General features: G+C 69.7%; 23 protein-coding genes. 5 read left to right on the top strand and 18 right to left on the bottom strand.

Going from position 1 to position 25,150, the window contains the following annotated elements; translation table 11 throughout:
• Nucleotides 1-156: 156 nt before the first annotated feature.
• From ACRYR2_RS15145 to ACRYR2_RS15130, 4 genes are all read right to left on the bottom strand, one after another.
• The gene (locus tag ACRYR2_RS15145; protein WP_432563715.1) at nt 157-1,065 is read right to left on the bottom strand and encodes an NlpC/P60 family protein; all 909 of its coding nucleotides are present in this window, start codon (nt 1,063-1,065) and stop codon (nt 157-159) included.
• 177 nt (nt 1,066-1,242) lie between these two features.
• Nucleotides 1,243-1,404, bottom strand: a complete 162-nt coding sequence (locus ACRYR2_RS15140) for a hypothetical protein (protein ID WP_432563714.1) — start codon at nt 1,402-1,404, stop codon at nt 1,243-1,245.
• A 118-nt stretch (nt 1,405-1,522) separates the two neighbouring features.
• Nucleotides 1,523-3,337: a protein kinase domain-containing protein gene (locus ACRYR2_RS15135; protein WP_432563713.1), complete on the bottom strand. Its 1,815-nt coding sequence runs from the start codon at nt 3,335-3,337 to the stop codon at nt 1,523-1,525.
• On the bottom strand, nt 3,318-4,106 hold the full coding sequence (locus ACRYR2_RS15130) for a hypothetical protein (protein WP_432563712.1): 789 nt from the start codon (nt 4,104-4,106) through the stop codon (nt 3,318-3,320). Before ACRYR2_RS15130 ends, ACRYR2_RS15135 begins: the two co-directional genes overlap by 20 nt.
• Before the next feature lie 307 nt (nt 4,107-4,413).
• On the opposite strand from ACRYR2_RS15130, the gene ACRYR2_RS15125 reads away from it, so the two are divergent.
• Complete coding sequence (locus tag ACRYR2_RS15125; protein WP_432563711.1) at nt 4,414-5,634, top strand: hypothetical protein; 1,221 nt, start codon at nt 4,414-4,416, stop codon at nt 5,632-5,634.
• A 308-nt stretch (nt 5,635-5,942) separates the two neighbouring features.
• Nucleotides 5,943-6,647: a M50 family metallopeptidase gene (locus ACRYR2_RS15120; RefSeq protein WP_432563710.1), complete on the top strand. Its 705-nt coding sequence runs from the start codon at nt 5,943-5,945 to the stop codon at nt 6,645-6,647.
• Nucleotides 6,648-6,841: 194 nt separating this feature from the next.
• Here the strand turns inward: ACRYR2_RS15120 and ACRYR2_RS15115 are convergent, their stop codons facing one another.
• Entirely contained in the window at nt 6,842-7,294 is a 453-nt protein-coding gene (locus ACRYR2_RS15115) for an SHOCT domain-containing protein (RefSeq protein WP_432563709.1), read from the bottom strand.
• Between the two features lie 114 nt (nt 7,295-7,408).
• Here ACRYR2_RS15115 and ACRYR2_RS15110 point away from each other — a divergent pair, with 114 nt between their 5' ends.
• Entirely contained in the window at nt 7,409-7,534 is a 126-nt protein-coding gene (locus ACRYR2_RS15110; protein ID WP_432563708.1) for a hypothetical protein, read from the top strand.
• Between the two features lie 109 nt (nt 7,535-7,643).
• On the opposite strand, the gene ACRYR2_RS15105 is transcribed toward ACRYR2_RS15110, so the two are convergent.
• The 13 genes from ACRYR2_RS15105 to ACRYR2_RS15045 all read right to left on the bottom strand — a co-directional run bounded on the left by ACRYR2_RS15105 (nt 7,644) and on the right by ACRYR2_RS15045 (nt 21,171).
• On the bottom strand, nt 7,644-7,955 hold the full coding sequence (locus ACRYR2_RS15105) for a hypothetical protein (protein WP_432563707.1): 312 nt from the start codon (nt 7,953-7,955) through the stop codon (nt 7,644-7,646).
• 579 nt (nt 7,956-8,534) lie between these two features.
• A complete protein-coding gene (locus ACRYR2_RS15100; protein ID WP_432563706.1) occupies nt 8,535-10,145 on the bottom strand; it encodes an amidase family protein in 1,611 nt (536 codons plus the stop codon).
• 33 nt (nt 10,146-10,178) lie between these two features.
• Nucleotides 10,179-10,373 carry a hypothetical protein gene (locus ACRYR2_RS15095; protein ID WP_432563705.1) on the bottom strand — a complete coding sequence of 65 codons (195 nt, stop codon included), beginning with the start codon at nt 10,371-10,373 and terminating at the stop codon, nt 10,179-10,181.
• On the bottom strand, nt 10,370-11,821 hold the full coding sequence (locus tag ACRYR2_RS15090; protein WP_432563704.1) for an amidase: 1,452 nt from the start codon (nt 11,819-11,821) through the stop codon (nt 10,370-10,372). The genes ACRYR2_RS15095 and ACRYR2_RS15090 overlap by 4 nt, the downstream gene beginning before the upstream one ends.
• Nucleotides 11,818-13,263 carry an amidase gene (locus ACRYR2_RS15085; RefSeq protein ID WP_432563703.1) on the bottom strand — a complete coding sequence of 482 codons (1,446 nt, stop codon included), beginning with the start codon at nt 13,261-13,263 and terminating at the stop codon, nt 11,818-11,820. The genes ACRYR2_RS15090 and ACRYR2_RS15085 overlap by 4 nt, the downstream gene beginning before the upstream one ends.
• The gene (locus ACRYR2_RS15080; RefSeq protein ID WP_432563702.1) at nt 13,260-13,499 is read right to left on the bottom strand and encodes a hypothetical protein; all 240 of its coding nucleotides are present in this window, start codon (nt 13,497-13,499) and stop codon (nt 13,260-13,262) included. The genes ACRYR2_RS15085 and ACRYR2_RS15080 overlap by 4 nt, the downstream gene beginning before the upstream one ends.
• Nucleotides 13,496-14,815 (bottom strand): MFS transporter, encoded by a 1,320-nt coding sequence (locus ACRYR2_RS15075; RefSeq protein ID WP_432563701.1) that lies wholly within the window; start codon nt 14,813-14,815, stop codon nt 13,496-13,498. The genes ACRYR2_RS15080 and ACRYR2_RS15075 overlap by 4 nt, the downstream gene beginning before the upstream one ends.
• Complete coding sequence (locus ACRYR2_RS15070; protein ID WP_432563700.1) at nt 14,812-16,443, bottom strand: ABC transporter substrate-binding protein; 1,632 nt, start codon at nt 16,441-16,443, stop codon at nt 14,812-14,814. The genes ACRYR2_RS15075 and ACRYR2_RS15070 overlap by 4 nt, the downstream gene beginning before the upstream one ends.
• A gap of 31 nt (nt 16,444-16,474) precedes the next feature.
• Complete coding sequence (locus ACRYR2_RS15065; RefSeq protein ID WP_432563699.1) at nt 16,475-17,434, bottom strand: ABC transporter ATP-binding protein; 960 nt, start codon at nt 17,432-17,434, stop codon at nt 16,475-16,477.
• Nucleotides 17,431-18,489 carry an ABC transporter ATP-binding protein gene (locus ACRYR2_RS15060; protein WP_432563698.1) on the bottom strand — a complete coding sequence of 353 codons (1,059 nt, stop codon included), beginning with the start codon at nt 18,487-18,489 and terminating at the stop codon, nt 17,431-17,433. Before ACRYR2_RS15060 ends, ACRYR2_RS15065 begins: the two co-directional genes overlap by 4 nt.
• Nucleotides 18,486-19,367, bottom strand: coding sequence for an ABC transporter permease (locus ACRYR2_RS15055; RefSeq protein WP_432563697.1), 882 nt, complete (start codon nt 19,365-19,367; stop codon nt 18,486-18,488). The genes ACRYR2_RS15060 and ACRYR2_RS15055 overlap by 4 nt, the downstream gene beginning before the upstream one ends.
• Before the next feature lie 101 nt (nt 19,368-19,468).
• Nucleotides 19,469-20,413, bottom strand: coding sequence for an ABC transporter permease (locus ACRYR2_RS15050; protein WP_432563696.1), 945 nt, complete (start codon nt 20,411-20,413; stop codon nt 19,469-19,471).
• On the bottom strand, nt 20,410-21,171 hold the full coding sequence (locus ACRYR2_RS15045; RefSeq protein ID WP_432563695.1) for a GntR family transcriptional regulator: 762 nt from the start codon (nt 21,169-21,171) through the stop codon (nt 20,410-20,412). The genes ACRYR2_RS15050 and ACRYR2_RS15045 overlap by 4 nt, the downstream gene beginning before the upstream one ends.
• Nucleotides 21,172-22,229: 1,058 nt before the next feature.
• Here ACRYR2_RS15045 and ACRYR2_RS15040 point away from each other — a divergent pair.
• A complete protein-coding gene (locus tag ACRYR2_RS15040; protein ID WP_432563694.1) occupies nt 22,230-22,592 on the top strand; it encodes a hypothetical protein in 363 nt (120 codons plus the stop codon).
• Between the two features lie 197 nt (nt 22,593-22,789).
• Nucleotides 22,790-24,055, top strand: coding sequence for an IS256 family transposase (locus ACRYR2_RS15035; protein ID WP_432563693.1), 1,266 nt, complete (start codon nt 22,790-22,792; stop codon nt 24,053-24,055).
• The last annotated feature ends 1,095 nt before the right edge of the window (nt 24,056-25,150 follow it).

Below are 25,150 nucleotides of genomic sequence, written 5' to 3'. Positions count from 1 at the left end.
GTCGTGTCACCGCTGTCGCCGACGTCTTCGGCCGCGCCGGCGTTTCCCGCGCTGCATGAGGCACGCGATGGGTCCGCGACCGGCCCGGCCCGTGCAGGCCGGGCCGGCGCCGGTCGGGCGGCGATTCGCCCGACCGTTTGCGCGTCTGGCCGAGTCTTAGACGATGCGGCGACCAGCCCAGTAGTTCCCCCACCGGGCGACCTCGCGGACGGTGGTGCCAGGCTTGGCTGCTTCGATCCACTTGCCGTTGCCGCTGCAGATGGCGACGTGGTCGGCGTTGGGGAAGACCAGGTCGCCGGGCTGCAGCTGGGCCAGCGACACGGGCGAGCCGTTCTTCACCTGGTCGTAGGTCGTCCGGCCGAGGGTGATGCCGATCGACTTGTACGCAGCCAGCGTCAGGCCGGAGCAGTCGTAGGTGTTGGGACCGGCGGCGCCGTACTGGTAGGGCTTGCCAATCTGGGCGCGGGCGAAGTTCACAACCTGCGCCGCCCGGGTCGAGGCGGGCAGGGGCGCCCGGGTGCCGCCGGCGCTGCCAAGGTTGTTCCGGCCGCCGTCGGTGCCGCTGGCCCAGGCCCAGCCGGAGGGGCCGCCGTAGCGCACGAGGTTGCCGTCGTCCTGCAGGACCAGGTCTCCGGTGCCGTAGTCGCCGGTGGTGCCGCTGGCGAAGGTGTAACCGGGGGTGTACCCGGGGGTGTAGCAGACGACGTTCCCGTCGCCCTGGTTGGCCAGGAAGGCGCCGGGGCGACCGTTGGAGCGGGTTGACCACAGGGCCGCTCCAGTGCGCAGGTTGTACAGCACGCCGTTGCCGTCGTCGTTCTGCATGCGGAACTCGAAGACGCCGTTGGGGGACAGCAGGCTCTGTCCGCGGTTGAGCTGCTGTCCCGGGCGCAGGACGTTGCCGATGCTGGCGGCCTGCGCCCGGGAGGGGGTGAGGAGCCCGGCGGTCGCGGTGAAGGCGCCGGCGGTGGCCAGGGTGGCCAGGCCGCCGATGAGAAGTCGTCGGCGGTCGATGCCGGCCGGGGCGTCATGGGCCAGCGGGTTGCGCGAGGTGGCGTTCGTGCTCATGGCTGGTTTTCCGTCTCTGCTCAGTGGCCCCGCGTCTCGGGGTTTCCGTCTGAGAAGACGGTGCCGTTCGGGCGGTGATCGGCACGAGGGCAGCCCTGCCCCCTGACCAGGGGACAGGCCGCCAAATAGAGAGGCGGGACAGGCGCGTAGCGCGTCTGTCCCGCCCTCCCGGAGAACTCAGGCGTACTTCACGCACACCCGCGACAGGCTGCTGCCCAGGTACCGGTACTCGTACTTCACGCACACCTTGACCTTGGGCGGGATGGTGGAGGGCGGACCGGCCGCGACGGCCGGAGCCGCCATGGCAGCGCCACCCAGGGCTAGGGTCGCGGCCGTCATGACACCGACAATGGTTCGACGCATGGAAACCTCATCTACATGTGGGAAGTTGCGCCAGCGAGAAACTGACTGCCGCAGCGTATCCACCGATGCGCCACCGTGGGCCAAAATGTCGAACTCAGGCTGTCGACAACTGTGCGAACGAGGTGACCCGCGCCGTGATGTCCTCCCCACCGGATTCCACTCCGCCAAACGAGTAGACCTCGACACCGGAACGGGAAGGACCGAGAATCTTCGTCGGTTCGTAGGTCAGGACTGTCTTGCCATTGACGGCCAGTTGCAGGACGACTTTGGCACCCTCATCCCGGCAGCTCGCCTGCAGTTCAACCCCATCACGTAGGTCGATGCCGTGCAGGTACCAGAAACCGGTGCTGTTCGCGCCCGCCTCGCCGCCCGGATCGTCAGGCTCAAAGATGCCGACCGCGCCTGCGTGGCTGAACATGAACGCGTAGCGCTCGCCCGCGTCCAGATCACCGCCACGGCAGAACAACCCCACCGCCCCCTGGCCCGAAACGATGGAGACCTTCGATGTCAGCACCTCGCGGCTTGTCGCCACCACCGGCGCCGGAATATCGGTGATGAGCGAGGCATCGGTCACGTGGACGTCGTACCCCTGCGCGCTGGCGACCGCCGCGGCTCCGGCGAACACGGTCGGCCACGCCTCCGAGTCCTCGGGGAACGTCCACGACGCCTGCGTTCGCGGATCAAGCAACGGCCCATCCTCGGGTAGCTGGTCCCATTGGATCGTGTGCGCCGCGTCGTCGTAGGCAGCGGCGACCTGCTGCACCAGCGCCTCCTGCTCGCTGGAGCCGGTGGCCGTCTCCGCGCGGTGGAACGGCGGAACATCCAGGACGTACGTCGTCCCCAGCGCTGCGGCCGCGACGAGGGCGGTCGCCAGCGTCCTCTGCCGCACTCGGCGCCCACGTCCGAATCCCAGCGTGCGCAGGGCCTGCGCCCACCGGGTGGTGTCGTGACGCTGGCGGCGCTCGGGGTCCGGGTCCAGCAGCAGCAGGAGGTGCTCGGCCAGTCGGCGGCGGTGGCGGGGGGAACCCACCGCACGCAAGGCGGGCGCGTGCACCACGGCCTCGGTGACGTCCTGCGCGAACGTCTCCCCCTTCGCCACGGACGGGCTGTGACCAGTCAGGAAGGCGAATGCGGTGGCACCCAGGGAGTAGGCATCGCTGGCGAAGGTGCGCGATGAACCCGGCGCGGCGACGACCTCGGGGGCAGCGAAACCGGGCGTGTGCAGGCCGGCGCGCGCCCCACCCTCGGCGTGAGTGGCCGCGCCGAGGTCGATGAGCACCAGGGCCCCGGCGGAGGTGATGAGGCAGTTCTCAGGTTTGACGTCGCCGTGAACGACCGCGTTGCCGGGGTGGGTGCTCAGCGAGCGCAGGGTCCGCAGCGCGGCGGCGAGGTCCTCGACCCACGCCAGGCGGGTACGCAAGCTGACCCCGCCGTCGGCGAGCATGTCGACCGGCGAGCGCCCGTCGACCCACTCCATGACCACGAACGGCACAAGCTCTTCGGGGGCGGTGGAGATGGCGCCCAAGAACACTTCGCGGGTATCGACCAGGTGAGGATTCTGGCGGACTCCTGCCAGGACGCGGAATTGCTGGGACAGTCGTGGCCACGTCCCGTCGTGCGGCCAGGTCAGCGAGGCTCCCGGTGGCGGCAGGAACTGCTTGACCGCGACGGGAACGGGCTGGGCGGAGGGGGCCGGGCGGTACTGGGCACGGAAGGTCCTACCTTCAGCGCCGCCGCCGACCGGTTCCAGTAGCTCGTATCGGGCCGGGTCCTCCGGCGGACCGGCCCACACGCCCACCGTGGGGACGGCGGTGCCCGCCACGGACTGGACGTCCAGGAGGCTGGACTCGTCGATGGTCCACGGCTGCAGCCCGTCCGTCGCCGGTTCGTCACCCCGGTGCAAGGTCACCGTCCTCGAACCTCTCCAGCTCCGCCTCGGTCACATTTCCCGAGGTCCGCGCCCAGCGGGCCAGGCCCGGCAGGAACGACTGCTTGCCGCCCGCCGGGACACCACCCGGCTCGGCGGTGTAGACGTTCTCGACCTGGTGCTCCTCGGACAGTTTGCGTCGCAGCAGGTCCAGGTCCTTGCGCAGACGTCCGGCGCTGACCGCGACACCGCGCTCGCGGAAGATCGACTCCATCTCGGCGTAGCTGGGCACCTCCTCGGCGCCGCGCCGGCCCGACCAGGCGGGCAGGCACAGGGCCAGCAGCAGGTGGCGCTCGCGCAGGCGCAGACCGTCGATGCGAACGAACCCCACGGTCGGCCGGGACCCGTCGGAACCGGACCGCTCGGGCTGCGGCGGGGGGATGGAGGCGACCAGCCCTCGGGTGTCGATGTTGATGGCGTACTGGTTGCCCGTCTGCCCCTGGATCACCAGCTGGACCATGTCGTACGGGACGGTGCCGACCAGCGCGCCGGGCGCAATCTCGAAGCCCGGGCCGGGGAAGGTCCGGGCAGAGATGCTGCGCTTGTCGGAGGTGTTGTGCACCAGGACGCCGTCGGCGCGGCACTCCAGGCGACCCGCCGCCCGTGGGACCCGAAGGTCTTCGGGCTCGTGACCGATGCGCAGGTCGTGGCCGGCGCCGCGGCCGAAGGTCAGCGTGTCACCGGGCGCCAGGGTCTGGCGCAGCGAGCCTGCGGTGATGACGGCGCAGGGCGGCAGGGCGGGGGTAGGCATGGAAGCTCCAGGGGTCGACGGCCGGACAGCACCGCAGCCTGCCGCTGGAGCGGAGGCGCGCGCAGGGGCAGGAGTGCCCCCGACCGCGGGCTCCGTCACTGGGGATGGCACCTGGTGTCCTCTCGTCGCCGGCCTCTCCTGACCGCCGGGCCAGAAAGTAGTCCAGCCGCCCACCTCGCCGCAGGCGTTCGGCCAAACGAGGGGAGAAACCGCGTGCCCGCCGGGGCAGCCCTGCCCTGACCTGCAGCGCTGCAGGGCCGGATCGTTCCCGGCAACCGCACCCCGCGGACATCGAGGAGGAAACACCGTGAACCCCCACCGCATCCGTCGTCTCGTCGTCGTCCCGCTGCTGACCGGTGCCCTCACCGTCGGCCTGGCCACCACAGCTTTCGCCGCCGACCCCGACGTCGACTGCTCCCGCGGGTACGTCCCCGGCACGTACGACCAGCGGGCCGTCCAGAAGATCGCCCAGGTCCTTGCCGCCAAGGACGCCAGCGACCGCGTCCGGCTGGCCGCGTTCGAGGCCGCCATCGTGGAGAGCAACGTCAACAACTGCCGCAACGGCGACGCCGACTCGATGGGCGTGTTCCAGCAGCGGGCCTCGTGGGGGACCTCGGACCAGCGCCGCACCGTCAGCTACGCGGCCGGGAAGTTCATCGACAGAGCCAAGGCCCTGGAGGCCCGCACCCCGGGGACGCCGGGAGCGCTGGCGCAGGCGGTGCAGGTCTCGGCTCACCCCGCCCGCTACGACGCCAAGGAGGGCCCTGCGCGGCTGCTGTTCGAGCAGACGGTGAACCGCGAGTCCACGCTGCCGGTGACCGCCAACGTCACGGTGGGCGGTGCCTCGATGCCCTCAGCGACCGGTGGCTGGCGGGTGACCTCCCGCGGAGAGGTCACCGCGTGGGGTGCTGCCACCAACTACGGCGGGACAACGGCCCTGCGCCTGAACCAGCCCGTCGTTGGGATGACCTCGACGGCCACCGGCAAGGGGTACTGGCTGGTGGCCGCCGACGGCGGCATCTTCAGCTTCGGCGACGCCGCCTTCTACGGCTCCACCGGCAACCTTCGACTGAACCAGCCCGTGGTCGGCATGGCGGCCACCGCCACCGGGAAGGGCTACTGGCTGGTAGCAGCCGACGGCGGCATCTTCAGCTTCGGCGACGCCGCCTTCTACGGCTCCACCGGCAACCTGCGGCTCAACCAGCCGATCGTCGGGATGTCGGCCACGGCCACCGGGAAGGGCTACTGGCTCGTCGCGCGCGATGGCGGCATCTTCAGCTTCGGCGACGCCGCCTTCTACGGGTCGGCCGGCGGGACCCGGCTGAACCAGCCGGTGGTCGGGATGGCCCGCACCCCCAGCGGTCGCGGGTACTGGCTCGTCGCCGCCGACGGCGGCGTCTTTACCTACGGCGACGCCCCGTGGCTCGGCGTGGGCCTGGGCGCCGACTCCCCCACCGTCGGCATGGCACGGTCCGGGAACGGCTACGTCCTCGTCCAGCAGAACGGCCAGACTCTGCAGCGCGGCTGACTCCGGGCGCACGCCGGTGGTGGGGAGCGGTCGATCGGCCCTCCCCACCACCGGATCGCCACCACCGGCATCGCCGACGACGCCGGCATGGTGCTAGTGCTGTGACAGGGCCATCTGAGCCATCACTCAGCCGGGTCCGAGAGACTCAGCCCGGCAGATCGCCCCGGACTTCCCGGCAGGATCCGGTGATGCAGAGTGGACGCAGCCCTGTGTCCCCCGGTGGGCAAGCCGATGAGTGCAAGGTGATGATGAACCCGACCAGCGCGATCAGCACAAGCACCACGAGTACGACGAGCACGACGAACGCGGTGGACCGTGCGCACAGCATCTGGGACCTGCTCAGCACTCCCCTGCCCTCCGCGCCGTTGTGGCTGATCCTGGCCACGATGCTCCTGGCCGCAGCCGCAGTGATGACGCCACCCCTGTGGCGCCTGAGCCGCAGCGTCGTCACCATCGCGCACGAAGGCGGGCACGCGGTCGCGGCCCTGGCCACCGGGCGCCGACTGGCCGGCATCCGCCTGCACTCCGACACCTCCGGAGTGACCGTCTCGGCCGGTAGACCCTCCGGGCCCGGGATGATCGCGACCGCGGCGGCCGGGTATATCGCGCCCTCGCTGATCGGGCTGGGCGCCGCCTGGGTCCTGTCCGCCGGGTACGTGACGGCGATGCTGTGGGGCACGCTGGCGCTGCTGGCCGCGATGCTGCTGCAGATCCGCAACCTGTGGGGGGCGCTGAGCGTCATGGCCACCGGCCTGGCGACCTTCGCCATCACCTGGTGGACCCCCGACACCGTCCAGCACGCCTTCGCGCTGACACTGGCCTGGTTCCTGCTGCTGTCCGGACCCAAACCGATCGCCGAACTGCAGCGCAAACGCCGCCGAGGAGGCGCACCGGGCTCCGACGCCGACCAACTGGCCCGCCTGACCAAGATCCCCGGGCTCATCTGGGTCGGCTGCTTCGGGTTCGTGTCCATCGCGGCGGCCCTCATCGGCGCGGTGTGGCTCTACACCTGACCTTTCTGCTCTGGCCGCCGGTTGCAGCTCGATACCCCTGGACGTCTCGTCGCGCCGTGGACGCTCAGCCGGGTCGGACCGGAGCGGAGCGCCGCAGCGAGCTCCCATCGCGCATGATGCCGCAACGCACCACTCCGGACCCCTGGCGCCTGCGGGCCAGGCGACGCAGGGAGCGGACGAGCCAGCGGTAGGGGTCAGCCTTCGGAGCGGCGCAGGATGCGCGCCTTGGCCGTACGGAATTCCTCTTCGGTGAGGTGCCCCGCCTTGTACATCTGCGTCACTTCCTCAAGTTCCTGCACGAAACCGCGGCGAGGAGTCGGCGCGATGGGAGCAGAAGCCGAAGCGACTGCGGGAGTCGAGGGCGCCCATGTGTCGACAGGTGCAGTCCACGTACTGACCGCCGCCCTGTGTCCCGAGCCCGCCGCGGGGCGGGCCGCTGCTGCCTGGGCGGCCACCAGTCGTCCGCGGGTGGCCAGGTAGCACGGGAAGGCGATCAGGAAGAAGAGCAGACAACACACGACCCACGCGGCGGTGCCCATGTCGAGCAGCCCGCCGCCCAGGCGGCCGCGAGCAGCGCCAAGTCGTGAGGCATCAAGGCCCACCCAGACAGTGCCACCGATCACCAGCAGCCACACGATCGCATCCACAGCGTGGTCATCGGAGCAGCACAAGAGGGCCTTGACGACGACGGTGCGATTTCACCCAGTCGACCGAAGCCTTGATTGGCGAACAGGCCACCCATCTCGACACAGCCTGGCTGGGTGCTCGTCGCCGTCGACTACAAGGACTGCATCCCCGGCGATTACACCGAAGCTCTGCTGGCCCGAGAGGAGGAGGGGCGACCGGGTCCAGACCGCCCGGTAAGCCGGGGCGGCTGGGCGATGTGAGTCCCGGGTGCGCCCGGGGCAGGCGCCGCCCAGGCACGACACCAACACAGCGCAGCGACCAAGCCCGGCGGAGTCGATCACGATCCCGCCGGCAGTCACGTCCTCTGGTTTAGGCAGAATCGGCCGCCCACCCAACGGCCCAGACCCGTGCGGCGGACAAGAACTCTTGCATGGCTGCCGGCTGCGCGTAGACCGCGAAGGATCTCTCCCACAACCTCAGCGCCACGGCCACATCGGGAATGTCCACCCCGAACGTGCGCAGCTGCTGGACCAGGTGCTCCGGCAGGAACGAGTCCACCGGCAACTCGAGCAGATCAGCCCGCTCGGGCGGCGCCAGCTGATGCCACCAGGCGGCCAGTCCTCCACTTGCTTGCTGCACAGCAACGATATCGACCAGCCCGTCGACATCCTGCAGCCCCACTCACCCAGTCGGACGCCCCCCGGCTTCCCGGACGTCCCCTGTGCGGCAAGAACTTCCGCTGCCGAGGGGGGACTGCGAGCGGTGCTCGCCAGCTCAGACGGTCAGCAATCTCACCACCCGCGGTCCCTGGCCTGCAGCAGACTCCAGCCGATGCCCCTGGCCCGGCGCCAACACCTCTCGTCGGGCAGACGGGGGCGAAAGCGCACGTCGAACGGGCCACTCGTCAAAATGGTGCTGCTCATCGCAGCATCGACGCGCGGCCGATCGTCGGGATGCACGGCGCGCTGCAGGTGCTCCCCGAGGCACCTGGTCGCCGCGCGAACCGGCGCCGATCGAACGCGCCCTACTGGCACACCTGGTGATCACGCCGGTGGTCACGTCCAGCTCCCACCCGCCATCGCGCGGTGGAGCATCGCTCGACCAGTCACTGCCCGACCATTGCCTTGAGCGCGGCTTCGGCGGCACCCCCACCACATCGACCTTCAGCCATACCTCTGCAACTCTGAAATGGACCTGGAGATGTCATCAGCAGCTGACTCTGTCAACCGCTGATGACATCTCCACGAGAGCAATTCTGAGTCAGCTCATCTCTACATCGACCTGAACGGTCAGGTCGTCGGCCTGGCCGATGGGCAGGTCAGGCGGGGTGAGTGTCCCGAACGCGGCCTCGACGACGGCGCCCGCGGCAAAGGTCACGGCGTCAGCGAAGAGTCCTCCGACCAACTGGACGGAGGTCGGCAGGCCATCCCGGTCCCGGCCGGTGGGCACCGCGAGGGAGGGGTGACCGGTCAGGTTGGTGGGAGCTGTGTTGGTGACCATCGTCGTACCGCGCCCGAGGATGACGTCCTCGGGTTCGGGGGCCTGCAGCAGGGTGGGAGCGACCTGGGGAGTCGTGGGCATCGCCAGCAGGGTGGCTCCGCTCAAAGCCGCCTCGACCTGCTGGGTCAGGGCGTAGCGCAGGTTCTGCGCTTTGGCGTACATCGTTCCGTGGTACTCGTCTTGCAGGTAGCGGCCCGCCAGTAGCCAGACCTTGTAGAACGGTGCGAACTCGTCGGCCTCCAGTTTCCGGGTCAGGGCGAATGCGTGTGAGCGGTTCTCGTCGACGACGCCGCGGTGGCCGAAGCCGATGCCGTTGGACTGGTTCATGGCCCATGCCAGGGTGCACAGCAGGGCCGTTTCGATGGCCCAGGCGTCCTTCCACAGCGGGATCGAGACCCGGGTGATGGTGGCTCCTGCCTCCTCCAGGGCGGTCAGCGATCGCTCGAAGTTGGTCAGTACGTCGGGGTCGCAGAGGGCGGGGTCGCAGGCTTCCTGGACGACGGCGATCGTCATGCCCGCCACGCCGGCGTCTAGGGCGTCGACGCAGTGCGTCGGTTCGTTGGCGCCGCGGACCCACTGCGGGTCGCGGTCGTCGTGGCCGGTGAGGACGTCGGTGGCGATGGCCGTCATGCGCACGGTGCGTGCGATGGGGCAGACGTAGTCGATGGAGTGGTCCATGTGCGTCACCCCCGCGGACGGGATCGCCCCGTGGGTGGCTTTCAGGCTCACGACCCCGTTGAAGGAGGCCGGAATACGAGCAGAGCCACCTTGGTCCACGCCGAGAGCGAGATCGACGTGACCGGAGGCCACGGCTGATCCCGATCCGCCCGAGGATCCTCCCGCGGAGCGTGTGCGGTCGTGGGGGTTGCGGGCCGGGGCGAAGAATGCCGATTCCCCGGTGCCGGAGGAGGAGAAGTCGTCGAGGTTGAGCTTGCCGACCAGGGTGGCGCCGGCGTCGAGCAGGCGCTCGACGGAGACGGCGTCCTGGGTCGGGGCGTAGGGGGCCACCCGTGATCCGTTGGTGAGGGGGACGCCTGCGACGGCCAGGTTGTCCTTGGCGCCGAAGCGCACACCGGCCAGGGGGCCGTCGGCGGCGCCCTGGACCAGGCAGCGGCGCACGAAGGCGTTGAACGGGTCTTCCTCAGGGGTGGGTCGCCGCCCCGGGTCGCGGGTCGTCCACTTCAGCGGGGCGTGGTTGAAGGACAGCTCGTCGAGCCGGTCAAGGTTGGACAGGACCCCTTTGAGGACGCCGGCGTACATCGTTGCCTCGTCGTCGCTCAGGTGCATGAACTCGGCCGCGCCGGCCGCCTTGACCCGTTCGGGGGTGGGCTTGCGGAGGAATCCCCGCAACCGGGTACTGGTGGGTTCCATTGCTGTTCTCCTCAGCTCGGCGTGCGGGGACGGTCAGACGAGCGGCGTGAAGATGAGCTGGGGTTCCTCCTCCTTGCCCATCGCGACGTCGTAGAGGGCGTCGACGGACGCCCGCATGCCGGGGTAGATCGCGACGAGCTTGTCGAACTCGGCGGCGGAGATCGTCAGTCCGGCGGCGTCCAGCAGGACCTGGACGCTGGTGGTGGGGTCGGAGACGGCGGTGCTCATGCGGAGACCTCCTGGACGAGGGCGGGAACGGCGAGGTGGTGGGTGGTGCGCTGCTGGTAGGCGTCGGCGGCGCGGAAGACCGTGGACTCCTCGAAGGGCCGGCCGGCCACCTGCAGGCCCACGGGAAGGCCGGCGGAGGTGAACCCCATGGGGATCGACATGGCGGGGGTGCCGACGGCGTTGAAGTAGGGCGTCAGGACCGTGGCCATCACGAGGTCGAAGTCGAGGCCTTCCAGCGCCGGGGCGGCGATCATGGTGGTCGGGGTGAGCAGGATGTCCACCTCGGCCATGAGGTCGCTCAGCGCCTTGACCGTCGCGCGGCGGACCCGCTGGGCCTGCACGTAGTCGGCCGCGGAGAACAGCATGCCGTTGACCAGCGCCCGGCGGGTGTGGATGCCGTAGTCCTGCCAGCGGTCCTGCAGGTCCTTGCGGTGGTAGGCGAAGGCCTCGGCGCAGAATCCGTAGGTGGTCGCCGCGGTGGCAGCGGCGTAGTTGGGCAGCTGAACCTCCACGACGTCGGCGCCGGCGGCCGCGAACTCCTCGGCCGCGGCGCGGAACAGGGCCGCGTTGTCGGGATCGAAGCCCGGCAGGTCCAGCAGGTGGGTGGCCACCCCGACGCGCAGGCCGGTCACGTCGCCGGTGAGGGCTGCGGTGTAGTCGGGCACGGTGACATCGACGCTGGTGGGGTCGGAGGCGTCATGCCCGGCCATCACGCCGAGCATGAGGGCGCAGTCGCGCACCGTGCGCGCCATCGGGCCGATGTTGTCGTAGGAGAAACCCAGCGGGGTGCAGCCGGACTTGGGCACCAGGCCGAACGTCTGCTTGATGCCGCTGATGCCGCACAGTGCGGAGGGGTAGCGCACCGAACCGCCGGTGTCGGTGCCCAGGCCGCCCAGGAACATCCCGGCCGCGACTCCGTTGCCGGTGCCGGAGGAGGATCCGCCGGTCCAGTGGTCGGTGTTCCAGGGGTTACGCGGGATGGGGAAGGGCTTGTCGGGGTCCGGGCAGCCGACCGCGTACTCCATGGTGGTGGTCTTGCCGGTAATGATGCCGCCGGCGGCCTTGAGCCGGGCGACCACGACGGCGTCGCCCTTCTCGGCGAAGGCTGGGTCCATGACGAGGCTTTGCGACGTCGTAGGGGTGTCCTGGACGCTGAGGATGTCCTTGATACCCAGCGGGATTCCCGCCAGCGGGCCCAGGTCCTGCCCGGCGGCGAAGGCCCGGTCGACCGCCTCAGCGGCCTGGAGTGCGGCTGCGTCGGTGCGGTGCAGGTAGACCCCGAGCAGGCCGTCGAGGGCGTCGGCGTGGGTGATGGCGGACTGGACGAGCTCCACCGCGGTGGTGGTGCCCCCGCGCAGCGCGGCGGCGGCGTCGGTGATGGTGCGTACCGGGGCGCCGCTGGTGGGGGTGAGGGCCAGTGCCTCGGTCGCGAGTTCGGTGGTGGTCATGAGGTCGCTCCGACGGTCGTGGGGGCAGGGGTGTGCAGGGGTGCTTCAGCCGGCCGGGCCAGGTGGTGCGCGGTCACGGACTGGAAAGCCCCGGCCAGGGACAGCAGCGTCGACTCCTGGTGCGGGCGCCCGGCGAGCTGGATGCTGGTCGGCATTCCGTCCACGAGGGCGCCGGGCATGACCAGCGCGGGGCTGCCGGAGTAGTTGAAGGGAACGGTGACGCGGCTGGCCACGTCCAGCCAATCGACCAGCCCGTCACCGGTGTCGACGAGCATGTCGGCCAGTCGGGGTGGGGTGGTGGTCGCGGCCGGGGTGACGAACGCGTCGATGCCGGCGGCGGACATGACCGCGTCCAGCTGCTGCTGGAACACCGCGCGGTAGCGCAGCGCCTTGAGGTAGTCGGCGGCATGCACGTACGGGGTAGCCGCCAGCAGCCCGGCCCCCATGCTGTCGCGGTCCTCGACGAGGTGGGCGACGTCGGCGTGCAAGGAGAGCATCTCGGCGTAGATGACGGCCCAGCTCGCGGTGGCGATGACGTCGATCTCTTCCAGCTCGACGTCGACGACCTCGACCCCGGTTCCTTCGAGCTGGGCCAAGGCTGCCTCGAACGCCGCCCCGACCGCCGGGTGCATGCGGTCCTCGAACCAGCCCCGGGGACGGCCGACCCGGCGTCCGGCGACGGAGGCGCCCACGGCCGCGAAGTGATCGGGCACCGGGCGAGCGGAGCTGGTCGGGTCCCCCGGGCTGGCTCCGGCGATGACGTCGAGGACCAGAGCGGCGTCAGCGGCCGAGCGGGTCATCGGGCCGGCGTGGTCCATCGTCCAGGACATGCCCATGACGCCATCGCGCGGAACCCGGCCGTAGGTGGGTTTGAGCCCGGTCAGGCCGCAGTAGCTGCTGGGGATGCGGATGGAACCACCGGTGTCGGTGCCGATGGCCACCGGCATCATCCGCGCGGCGACCGCGGCGCCCGAGCCCGAGGACGATCCGCCGGTCGTCCGCGTCAGGTCCCACGGATTGCGGCACTCCCCGAAGGTGCGGTTCTGCGCTCCGCCGCAGGCGAACTCGAAGGTGTGCAGCTTGGCCACCAGGACTCCGCCGGCGTTCCGCAGCCGCGCGGCCAGGGTGGCGTCGGCTGTCGGGACGTGGTCCTCGTAGAGCCGGGAGCCGCCGGTGGTGCGGATGCCTGCCGTGGCGACGATGTCCTTCAGCCCGTACGGCACCCCTTCCAGGGGGCGGGCCGTGCCCTTCACCCACCGGTCGGCGCTGTCGGCGGCACTGGCCAGTGCCTGTTCCTGTAGCGGTGTGAGCACCGCGTTCAGGGCGGGGTCGACGGCCGCGATGCGCGCGAAGCAGTCCTGCACGGCCTCCACCGGTGAGGCCTGCCCGGAGGCGTACAGGGCGAGGAGTTCGGTCGCGGTCTTGTCCGTGAGGTCGCTCACCGATTTTCCTCTCCTGTGGCGTCGAGCCACTTCAACGCGTGCGCGGGTTCGATGACGTCGCCGACGTAGGCCAGAGGTTTGGCCCGCAGCGCCAGAAGCGCCGGGCGCATCGAAACCGCCTGCGCCAGGCCCTGCTCTCGACGGGCTTCGCTCCAGTCCAGCCCCTGGTCGCCCGCCATCGCGTCGATGAGCGCGCGGTCGGGAACCGGGCCTCGTCCGAGATCGGGAACTGTCACGGCACTACCTCCTGTGATGTCGTTTCCTGTGGTGTCTTCGCGGTGGTCGTCCCAGCGGTGGTTGTCCCAGCGGTGGCCGTCTTGGCGGTGGTGCTCCGTGCGGTGATCGTCTTGGCGGTGATCGTCTTGGCGGTGAATCGCGCGGCGGGTGGATAGGACGGGGGAAGCCCTGGGCCCCGGGACCGGATGGTGCAGGCCAGGACCGCGGTGGCCAGCAGCGGCAGCGTCCACAGCCACAGCGCACGAGAAGGCCCGGACGCGGCCAGCGCGCCGCCGGCCAGCGCACCGAGCAGCAGGCCCACATCGCACGACAGGCGGTACCAGCTGAAGGCGGCCTCCACATGTAAGGCGCGGTCAAGGACCAGCGAGCCCGGCAGCACCCAGGTCGATCCGACGGTGACCCCGAGGACCGCGCAGGCCAGGATGAACTGGGCCGGCGTCCGGGCCAGGGCGAGCAGGATGAGCGCCAGGACGCCCCATCCACACGCCAGGACCATCGCCACGCGCCGGTCGACCCGGCGCGGCAGCCTGCTGGCGATGAGCATCGCAGCGACGTCGACGGCGCCCAGGACCGTCACCGCCAGAATCAGCTGGTGCCCCGTCAGCTGCCGGTCGGCCCCCACCAGCGGCACTATCGTCACAGCCAACCCGCTGCGGGTGGCCTGCCCAGCGCCACTGAGCAGCAGTTCCCGACGCGCCGGACGAGCCCCGCGGGGACGACCCCACTGGGGCCTGGGCCCTGGCGGGCCGTCGCGCAGCACGAGTGCCGCCACGATGGCCAGAAGCCCCGCCAGCGCCGCGGCCGTGGCGAAGGTGGCCCGCACCAAGTCCCCGCCGGCAGAGGCCACGAGCAGCGCCGCGACGGGACCCACCGCGATGCCGGCGAACCATGCCGCCTGAAAGGAGCCGAAGCCGCTGCCACGCCCGGTCCTGCCTTCGCGGGCCACCAGTGCGTACCCGGCCGTGCCCAGCAGGAGAACGACACCCACGCCCTGCGCGAACCGGCCCGTCAGCAGCAGTGGGTAGCTGCCGGCGGCCGCGACCCCGGCACCCACAGCGCCCAGCGCCACCGCGCAGGTCACGGTACGTCGCAGCGGCAGCCGCGGCAGCCAGCGGGTGCCGAACAACCCCAGCACGATGACTGGAACCTGCAAGATGGCCACCGCGACCCCGGCACCGAGCCCACCGGCGCCGAGGTGGACCGCGGCCACCGAGACCAGCGGGCCGGTGAGCCCGGAGGCGATGCCAGAGACCACGACGACGCCGATGAGGCGCCGGCGCCCGGCCACCGATGCGCCCTGGGCGGCTGGACTCACGTCACCGACACGTCGGTGACGTCGACGAACCAGGACTGCGGCTCGACGAAACCGTCGACGTTGGCGGCCAGCACCCGCGGGTTGCGGTCGTTGACCACGAACAACCAGGGCGCTTCCTGGGTGATGATCGCCGAGGCCTGGGCGTACAGTTCGGCGCGCCCTGCCTCATCGAGAGTGGCCTGGGCCTGAGTGAACAGAGCCTCCACCTGGGGATTGTGCCAGCCGGTGACGTTGGTGACGCCGGTGCCCAGCCAGTTGTTCCAAAAGCCCTCCTGCTGGAAGGACAGGCTGATGTTGATCGCGCTGGCCCCGCCGGGAATGTTCCCGACGAAGTAGTCGGTGAGCATCGAGGCCCACTCGATGGGCTGCAGCTCGACGTTGATACCCACTGCCGCAAGGTCCCGTTGCAACGCCTCGTTCATCGGCCCGGGGATCATGTTGCCCGAACCGCTGGTGGGGTAGGACAGCGTCGCGGTGATGCCCCCCGAGACGCCTGCCTCGGCCAGGAGCTGCTTGGCGCGGTCGGGATCGTAGGAGTAGAGGTCGTTCTCCGGCCGGTAGGCGGCGTTGGCCTTGGGGCACACCTGCAAGGCAGGTTCGGCCGTTCCCTGCAGGACGTTGTCGACCAGAGACTGGCGGTTGATGGCGTAGTTGGCGGCCTGGCGGACCCGCACATCGTTCCACGGCGGCTGCGTGGTGTCGAAACACCACGGCCAGATGTGGTCGTAACTGTTGGTCTCGATCTGGAACCCGGCGCTCTGCAGGGAGTCGACATCGTCCGGCGGCGGGACCTCGATCCAGTTCACCTCCCCGGTCCGCAACGCCGCCACCCGGGCAGTGGTGTCCGGAATCGGGCGCAGAATCAGATTGCTCACCGCCGGCTTGCCGTTCCAGTAGTCGGCGTTGGCCGCCAGCTCCAGGCTCTGGCCGCGTTCGACGCTGACGAACGTGAACGGGCCGGTGCCGACAGGTTTTTGACCGAACCCGTCGTTGCCTGCTTCCTGGATGGCGGTGGGCGAACCCATGTACACCGTCGTAAGATCTGAGGGCAGATAAGCCCAAGGGCCGACACAGTCGATCCGCACGGTGTACTCATCGACGGCCGTGGCCGCGGAGATCCCGGCGATGGCCAGGCCAGCCTGCCCGTTGAGCTCCTGATAGAAGTACTCGAAGGTGTCATCGGTGTAGCGACGCAGATTGAACACCGCGGCGTCGGCGTTCCACGGGGTCCCGTCGTGGAAGGTGACGCCCTGCCGCAGAGTGAACGTCCACGAGGTGCCCATCTCGTCCGGCTGCCAGCTCTCGGCCAGGCCGGCCACCACCGGCGGAATCACACTGCCGTCGGTGAGGTCGAAGCGGGTCAGGGAGTCGTACAACTGGTTGGCGACGAAGCGAAGCCCCTCATACCCCTCGTTCTGAGCCATCCCGATATCCAGGAGCGGAATGTCACTGGCGGTCATGCCGATGATCAGGGCCGAACCTGCACCGTCCTGGTCAGCCGCGGCATCCGGTCCACCACCGGGCGCCGAGCAGGCCGCGGCGAAGGTGCCGAAGCCGGCCAACGAGGCGAGCAGGAGGGTACGGCGCGCGGGGCCGGAAGCGGGGGACGGGGACGCTGTGCGTTCCACGAAGTTTCCTCTCTGAAGACTGAGCTACGGCTCAGGCCGGGGACGAAGTGGCCAGGGGACGGGAGCTGAGATTGAGGTGGCAGGCGGCCAGCGATCCGGCGGGGGTCGTCGCCAGTAGCGGGCGCTCGAGGGCGCAGGTGTCCATGACCCAGGGGCAGCGGGTGCGGAAGGTGCATCCCGACGGCGGGTCTGCGGGGTTGGGCGGTTCGCCCTGCAAGACGATGCGTTCGATCGGCGCCCCGGGAGCCGAGGACAGCAGCGCCTTGGTGTAGGGGTGAACCGGGTCGGCGTACAGCGCTTCGGAGGTGGCCTGCTCCACGACCCGGCCCAGGTACATCACCAGGACCCGGTCGCTGATGTGCTCCACGACAGACAGGTCGTGGGAGATGAACAGGTAGGACACTCCCAGATCCGACTGCAGTTCGGACAGCAAGTTGAGCACTTGCGCCTGCACCGACTTGTCCAACGCCGAGACGGCCTCGTCGCAGACCACCAGATCGGGCCCGGTGACCAGGGCGCGGGCGATGGCTGCCCGTTGCAGCTGCCCGCCGGACAGTTCGTGCGGGTAGGAGTTGCCCTGTTCCACGCGCAGGCCGCAACGCAGGAGCATGTCGTCGACGGTGCTGCGCCAGGTCCGGCGGGGCACTCCATGGGCGCGTAGGTTGAACTCCAGCGAGGCGCGGATGGTCAGCCGGGGGTTGAACGAGGTCTGCGGGTTTTGCGGCACCAGCTGCAGGCGGCGGCGGACCTCCTTGAGCTCCGAGCCCTTGGCGCGCAGCACGTCGATGCCCTCAAACGTCACCGATCCGCGGTCGGGTTTGAGCAGCCGCAGGATCATCTTGGCGGTGGTCGACTTCCCGCACCCTGATTCCCCCACCACCCCCAGCGTCTGGCCGCGGGTAAGGCTGAGGCTGACGTCGTCTGCTGCGCGTGTTCCGTTGGGGAACGTCTTGGCGAGGTCGACGACGTCGAGCAGGGTCTCGGCACTCATGCGGCTTCCTTCGGGTTGGCCACCGGGCAGGCGGCCTGGTGAGCGGGTGCCACCTGCAGCAAGGCCGGCGGGTCCGTGCGGCAGGTGTCCTGGGCCAGCGGGCAGCGGTCTACGAAGGCGCAGCCGGTGAAGTGCGCGCCAGCCACCGGCGGTGAGCCGGGGATGGCTTTGAGCTGCCCGCGTTCACTGGTGGGGTGGGGTATGGCATCCAGCAGTGCCTGGGTGTAGGGGTGGCGCGGGTTGTCCAGGACCTCGCGGGCCGGTCCCTGCTCGACGATGGATCCGGCGTACATCACCGCGACACGATCAGCGATGTCGGCGGCGACCGAGACGTCGTGGGTGACCAGCAGCAGGGCCGTTCCCAGCCGGTCTTGCAGCGCGGTGAACAGATCCAGGATCTGCGACTGGACGGTGACGTCGAGGGCCGTGGTCGGCTCGTCGGCCAGCAGCACCACGGGGTCGCAGGCGATGGCGATCGCGATAGCGACTCGCTGGCGCATTCCGCCGGACAGCTCGTGCGGGTAAGAGGCGGCCACGCGTGCAGGGCTGGGGATGCCGACCAGGCCCAGCAGCTCCAACGCCCGCGTTTTGGCGGCTTTGCGGTCGGGCACGGTGCCGTGCAGCACCAGCACCTGCTCGATCTGGCGGCCGACCTTGCGCAGCGGGTCCAACGAGCCGTTGGGGTCCTGGGGAACCATCGAGATGGTCCGCCCGCGCACCGCCCGCAGCGCCGAGGGACCCAGTTGCAGCAGGTCCAGGTCGCCGAGGCGGACAGTTCCGGCGTGCTGGGCGCTGGTCCCGTACAGCCGCAGGATGGAGCGGATGGTCACCGACTTCCCGCTGCCGCTTTCCCCCAGCAGGACCAGGGTCTCCCCCGGCGCCAGCTCGATGTCCACGCCGCGGACGGCGAGCACCGAGCCCGCGTTGCGGTGGAAGGTGGTGGCCAGCCCGGTGACCTCCAGCGGTGTGTGCGCCGAGAGCGCACCGTGCTGGCCAGGTCCTGCCTGGCTGGAGCCAGAGCGGCGCGGGTCTTGAGTGTGCGTGGAACTGCTCACGATGCGTCCGTCCTGACGTTGAAGAAGTCACGGAGGCCGTCGCCGAGAACGTTGAAGGCCACGGAGACGACGAGGATGGCCACAGCCGGAACCAGCAGCAGCAGCGGTGCGGTGAACAGGTACTGCTGCATCTCGCTGACCATCACGCCCCACTCCGCGGTGGGCGGGGAGACCCCCAGCCCCAGATAGCTCAGACCGGCGGCATAGACGATGGACAGCCCCACCAGGGCGGTGGCGTAGACGACGACGGCGGGCGCCACGTTCGGCAGCACCTGCCGCAGCGCGATCGAGACCCGGCTGGCGCCGGAGACCTGGGCGGCGGCCATGAAATCGGCGGACTTGATGCGCATGGCCTCGGACTCAGTGACGCGGGCCACCGGCGGGATAAGAATGATGGCCAGCGCGATGATGGCGTTGCTGATGCCCGATCCCAGCGCTGCGGCGATGGCGATGGCTAGCAGCACGGCCGGAAAGGCGTAGAGCACGTCCAGGGCGCGCATCACCAAGGTGTGCAGGCGGGGGTGCCCCAATGCGGCCACCAGACCCAGCACAATTCCCACCGCACCGGCGAAGATCACCGGCAGCAGTCCCGCCAGCAGGGAAGGCCGGGCGCCGTACAGCAGCCGGGTCAGCACGTCACGTCCTTGACCGTCGGTGCCCAGCAGGTGGCCTGGGGAGCCGATGGGCTGCAGCCGCGCGGCGAGATCACCTTCCAGCGGCCCGTAAGGGGCGATGAGCGGAGCGAGCAGCGTCATCACCGCAACGAGCGCCAGCACGGTGGCGGCGGCGGCCGCCGGGACAGGCAACCGGCGGCCGCGGCGGGCAGCGCGCGACGGCACGACCGTCGGGGCAGCCAGCACAGGGGTTTGCGTGGTCATCGGAAGTCGTTCCTCCTGCAAGATTCCGGATCATCCGGGCAAGGGGGTGCCATGGCACCGGCGGGCCAGCACGGCATACCGGTGCGCGAAGGCGTGCAAGGTCAGGCGCGGACGCGGGGATCGATCACGCTGTGCAGCAGGTCGACGATCACGTTGATGAGGACGAAAGCGAAGGCGGCGATCATGACCCCGGCTTGGATGACCGCCAGATCGCGCCGGGAGATCGAGTCGAAGACGAGCTGGCCCAGTCCGGGCCAGGAGAAGACCGTTTCGACGAAGACGACACCACCGAGCAGATACCCGACCTGCAGCCCGGCCACGGTGAGCAGCGTGGGTGTCGTGTTGTGGAACGCATGCCACAGGATGCGCCGTTCGCTGAGCCCTCGAGCCCGGTAGGAGTCGATGAACTCCAAGCTCATGACGTCCAGAACCGTTGAACGGAACATGCGCGCGATGATCCCGGCCGGCACGAGCGCTGCGGTCACTCCGGGTAGGACGAGGTGCCAGAAGAGATCACCCCACGTTCCCCCACCGACGGCCGAGTACATGCCGGAGACGGGGAACCAGCCGGTTCCGTTGGCGAGCAGAATGATCAGCAGCAGCCCGATCGTGTACTGCGGGGTGGAGATGCTGAACAGGGCCAGAGCATTGCTGATGGTGGCCGCAATCTTTCCGCGCCGAAGGGCGGAGACCGCGCCCAGCACAAGCCCCAGAACAATGGCCAGAACGGCGGCGAACGCGGTCAGCCACAAGGTATTGACGAAGGCGCTCGTGACCAGTCCGAGGACCGGGCGCTGCTGGGCGATGGAGTTGCCCAGGTCACCCTGCAGCATGGCGATGAGCCAGCGGAAGTACTGCACGGGCAAGGGCTGGTCTAGGCCCAGGCGGGCGTTGAGCGCGGCGCGGGCCTGAGGTGTGCTTGTCGGCCCGAGCATGCTGGCCACTGGGTCACCGGGGATGATCTTGATGGTGATGAAGACGACGATCGAGACGCCCAGCAGGATGGGAATGCTCAGCAGCAGCCGCCGTGCGAGGAACCTGCTCACGCCACTGTCTCCTTCCGACGCGGGACCCGCGAAACCAGCGCTAGCTTGTCGCTGCGCAGCCGCCCGAACCCGATCTCCACAGGCCGGCCCGTGGAGTCGTGAGTGATCCGGCGGAACAACATGACCGCGCGACCGACCGGAAGTCCCAGCCGCGTTGCGGTGGGGCCGTCGGCGTTGACCGCCTCGAAGGCGATCTCGGCCTCACCCAGCACAACTCCCGACGCCTCCATGTGGTTGTAGTAGTCCCCGAGAAAGGTTGTGCCTTGCATTCCTTTCGCGTCCTCCTCACGGATGTAGCTGGACGCGATGTGGTAGATCACGCCGTCGACGTACATCTCCACATCCAGATGCCTGACCAATTCGCTGGGCGTGATGTTCAGACCCGCAGCGATGGGCGCCGGGGCCGGCATGACGTCCACGACAGTCAGCTTGCCGGTCACCGTGCGAGGCCTGCGGTAGTGCGCTCCGATGTCGGCGCTGAGATGGTCCAGCGGATGCATCGCCTGCCGGTCGACAAGATAAGTGCCTGTCCCCTGCCGGCGATCGATCAATCCCTCTGCCCGAAGCATCTGCAAGGCACCACGGATGACACTGCGAGTGGTCGAGTACTCGAGCATCAGCTCGTGTTCGCCCGGCAAGATCGCCCCGGAGTCGAAACGGCCGCGGCGGATGTCCTCCCGGACAAGATCTCGAACAAGGACGATCCGGGGGTCCGTGGTCACGTGCGCCACAGGAGGAGCGAGCGTCGCGGTGGGCATGAGCGAACATTCACGCGACGCCGTTTCCGTTGCGTGTCCCATTGGTGTCGCACAAGTTACGCCGCGGGCGGCATGACGAACAGGGCCCTGACCTGCAGTGATGTCGCACGGCTCGTCGATCGGCCGCGAACTTCTTCTTCCCTGGCCTCCTGAAGCACCGCCGCAACGAGGCATCGAGCGCACCCAGGCACCAACTAACCATCGCCCGATGCAGCCTGCACATCGGGAACAGGACCGATGACCCCGCCGGCCGCGCTGAAGATCGCGCTAAACAGGACGCCTGGCCGCCGCGATGCCGCCCGGGACCTGGCCGCACCCGCCGCAGGCGCGGAGCCGACGATGCCCTGCCCTGGGTGACCAACGGTGCGCCCAGCCCCTTTGCTGGTTGTAGACGACAAAGCCCGCATCCGAACGGACCGTGCCGACCGGGTGACAACGACCACGGCCCCACCCAGTACGTCGGTCCAGACCGACTGCGGCGGGCAGGCGAGAACGCCGGGGTATCAAGGACGGCACGCGTGAGCGGACAGCCTTTCATCGCCGTGAGGGCCCAGGGGCACGGCAGTCGCACGGTGATCGCATCAGGCAACTATCAGCAGGGTGACTGAGTCACGAACTCAGTCCCCTGCAGTGCCTCTCCTGGACTGCCGCGCGCTCACCCTGCAGGTGCGTGCCACGATCCGCGAGCGCCGTCGCGCTTTCACCGGCACCGACGGAGATGGCGCCGGAGCAGTCGCAATGGCGTAAGTGACCGAGAGATGAAGGAGGGCGGTGGCCCCATAGGCCAGTGGCTGGCGACACCTGCTTCGGTGCTGTCGGGTGTCCGCCGCTGGAGCAGTGCGGCGCGGAGGCATGCGCTGGCTGGCGGCGGGGCAGCCGCCCGCCACGCGTGAGTAGGTGAGGCCGTTCAGGCAGTCGCGCAGACATCAGATCACCCGGCATGCCGGCACCGGCTGTGGCAGGCTCTAGAAGATCCAGCAGGATCAGCCGAGACCGGCAGAGAGGCAGGCGGCCGGCACGGCCGCCGTCAGCGGCCGAGGACGAAGGGAGCAGGCGTTGTGCCCCGGATCGATCGTCGCCGCGCCCTGGTCGTGGGCGTGGCCTCCTTGGCCTCGCTGACCCTGCTGCCGCTGCTGGCCGAAGCACGCCCCACCGAACGCACCATCCTGCTCTTGGCAGCAGTACCCGTGGCGGCCGCCTTCGGCTACCTGGCCGGTTACGCGGCCGCCCCGATCGAGGACTTTTCCGGCACCCCGACGCCTACTGCGGCCCCACGCCCGAGGTACAGCCCGCCGCCGCCCACGTCCATCCCCGGCAAGCGCACGCCGCCAATCGACCCGGTCCAGGCCGGACCGCCTCCCCGTCCAGCGCCCAGTCTGCACTACCCGCGCGGTGACACGTACGTCTCGCGGATCGGCTGACCAGCAACCCCCCGCCACATCTGGCGCCAGCGCACCCGACGTGGATACGCCCGTCTTTGCGACCGCCCTGCCTGCAGTGGAGTCCACCAGAGTGGTGTACGACCAGCCCGGTGACGGGCGCGGCTGATATGTAGAAGGCGGCCACCGCGTGATGCTTCGAAGGACCTCTCACAGTGCCTTTGAAGGATGCCAACGCGATGACCGCTGGACCCATGATGGACCCTGCCCGCTTCCTGGACGAGCAACTGGCTCAGGCCAGCCCGGACCTGCTGCGTGAGCTGATGTCGATGTTCGTGAACGCGCTCATGTCCGCCGAGGCCGACGCGGTCTGCGGAGCCGCCTACGGCACCTCGTCCCCGGAGCGGGTGAACGCCCGCAACGGCTACCGCCACCGCGACTTCGACACCCGTCTGGGGACCATCGATGCCGCCATCCCCAAGCTGCGGTCCGGGTCGTACTTCCCCGACTGGCTGCTGGAGCGCCGACGTCGCGCTGAGCGGGCGCTGACCACGGTGGTCGCCACCGCCTACCTGCTCGGGGTCTCCACCCGCCGGATGGAAAAGCTCGTCGAGACCCTGGGGATCACGCGGTTGTCGAAGTCGCAGGTCAGCGAGATGGCCAAGGACCTCGACGCCCAGGTCGAGGCGTTCCGCACCCGCCGGCTGGACGCCGGGCCGTACACGTTCGTGGCGGCCGACGCGCTGGTGATGAAGGTCCGTGAGGACGGCCGGGTCGCCAACGTCCACGCGATGTTGGCGGTCGGGGTCAACGCCGACGGGCACCGGGAGATCCTGGGCCTGCAGACCTCCTCGGCTGAGGACGGCGCCGGCTGGTTGGGGTTCTTCCGCGATCTGACCGCCCGTGGTCTGACCGGTGTCCGGCTGGTGACGTCGGACGCGCACGCCGGCCTGGTCGCTGCGATCGGCGTCACCCTGCCGGGCGCGTCGTGGCAACGCTGTCGGACGCACTACGCCGCCAACCTGATGGCCCTCACGCCGAAGACGTCCTGGCCTTGGGTCAAGACGTTGCTGCACAGCGTCTACGACCAGCCCGACGCGGACTCCGTGCACGCCCAGTTCGACCGGCTGCTGGATGCGGTGGAGCAGAAACTGCCGAAGGTCGCCGCACACCTGGATGCCGCCCGCGCCGACGTGCTGGCGTTCACGACGTTCCCGAAAGAGGTGTGGCGGCAGGTCTGGAGCAACAATCCGCAGGAGCGGTTGAATCGGGAGATCCGCCGCCGCACGGACGTGGTAGGGATTTTTCCCGACCGGGACTCCCTGATCCGGCTGGTCGGGGCGGTGCTGGCCGAGCAGGACGATGAGTGGACCGAGGGTCGCCGCTACCTCGGCCTGGACCTGCTGGGCCGTTGCCGGTTGATCGCGATGGCCGGCGGCGCGGAGACCAACGGGACCGCGCCGGAGGTGAACTCCGACCTCACGATGCAGGCCTTGACGGCCTGACCGCAGGAAGCATCACGCGGCGTGAGTCGTACACCACCTCAATGGACTTGACCCTGCCTGCTGCGCACTACCGGGGCAGTCCATGGAGCACGCCTCAGAAGTTGGCCGCGAACGCCACGGCGGCTGAGCGACGCAGCCGCTGGTGGCCTCACGTCCGGGAGCCGCCCTCTGCAAGCGGTCCGCCGGCGCGGAGGTCGATGGGGGCGCTGCAGATGTGGGAGACGGACGAGGCGGGCGTTGATCCACGGCTCGTCGCGCAGACGGCCGGCGTAGCTGACGTCGTGCGGTTGGAAGCGGTGCTCGTGGCCATCCGGGTCCGGGTCGGACGCGTCGGGCGGCATGCCCGCCAGCGTGTCCCAACTCGAACGGATGTTCGAGTCGACTAGCGTCCGACCTGGCGGGCCGGTGCGGGGAAGGCACCGACCCGCCACCTCTACCCGAAGGGATGAGCCTGGTCGAGCCCTGTCCCTGCCAGCTTCGATGCAAGGGGCATCGATTCGAGGACACGGGTATGCCCACCGTGCAGAGCGACGGACCGACACCGCCTCCGAGGTGCCACTCCGGCAAGCACACCTCAGCTAAGTCGTACAACACCTTCAGTCGCCTAGTACGGCAAGCAGGTGGAGTGGCACGACGCATGCTGGCGGTACACATTCGCCCGGATGTCGCGGCCGCCCCTGCGACAGGCTGGCTTCCGTGGCCCGCTGGGGCCCGCGCGGTCGAGGCCGCCGTCGGGGCGGTGCCGCCCGCTCAACTGCCGGCGTCGTCCCGCACGGCGCTGCGGCCCTCACCTGCGTGCTGGCCACGGCCACCGACTACGACGGCCGGATCTCTGCCGACCTCACCGCTGTGGTGCTCGCCCGTCAGGCTGGTCTCGGAGACCGTGTGCGGCAAAAGCGCGCTCGATGATTGCGTAAGCATGAGGACTGCAGCACGGCCCTGGCGGGGCACGAGAAGGATGGCAGTTGGCCGCCACCATGGAGCACTAGGCACCGGCGGGAGGAGGTCAACTCCGCCCAGTACCGGCGAGGGAGCCGCTTCCCCAAGCCCGTATCGGTCCCGGTGGAGTGGTTGGCGCCGCGCATCCGGTCCAGC

Source organism: Kineococcus deserti (assembly GCF_050871945.1).
GTDB lineage: Bacteria > Actinomycetota > Actinomycetes > Actinomycetales > Kineococcaceae > Kineococcus.
Note: the sequence above shows the minus strand (reverse complement) of the source record. Positions and strands in the feature narration are given on the sequence as shown.

Excerpts from the sequence above, each read along its gene's own strand:
- ACRYR2_RS15145 (WP_432563715.1), bottom strand. The coding sequence starts at position 1,065 with ATGAGCACGAACGCCACCTCGCGCAACCCGCTGGCCCATGACGCCCCG.
- ACRYR2_RS15140 (WP_432563714.1), bottom strand. The coding sequence starts at position 1,404 with ATGACGGCCGCGACCCTAGCCCTGGGTGGCGCTGCCATGGCGGCTCCG.
- ACRYR2_RS15130 (WP_432563712.1), bottom strand. The coding sequence starts at position 4,106 with ATGCCTACCCCCGCCCTGCCGCCCTGCGCCGTCATCACCGCAGGCTCG.
- ACRYR2_RS15100 (WP_432563706.1), bottom strand. The coding sequence starts at position 10,145 with ATGGAACCCACCAGTACCCGGTTGCGGGGATTCCTCCGCAAGCCCACC.
- ACRYR2_RS15095 (WP_432563705.1), bottom strand. The coding sequence starts at position 10,373 with ATGAGCACCGCCGTCTCCGACCCCACCACCAGCGTCCAGGTCCTGCTG.
- ACRYR2_RS15090 (WP_432563704.1), bottom strand. The coding sequence starts at position 11,821 with ATGACCACCACCGAACTCGCGACCGAGGCACTGGCCCTCACCCCCACC.
- ACRYR2_RS15065 (WP_432563699.1), bottom strand. The coding sequence starts at position 17,434 with ATGAGTGCCGAGACCCTGCTCGACGTCGTCGACCTCGCCAAGACGTTC.
- ACRYR2_RS15055 (WP_432563697.1), bottom strand. The coding sequence starts at position 19,367 with ATGACCACGCAAACCCCTGTGCTGGCTGCCCCGACGGTCGTGCCGTCG.
- ACRYR2_RS15045 (WP_432563695.1), bottom strand. The coding sequence starts at position 21,171 with ATGCCCACCGCGACGCTCGCTCCTCCTGTGGCGCACGTGACCACGGAC.
- ACRYR2_RS15035 (WP_432563693.1), top strand. The coding sequence starts at position 22,790 with ATGACCGCTGGACCCATGATGGACCCTGCCCGCTTCCTGGACGAGCAA.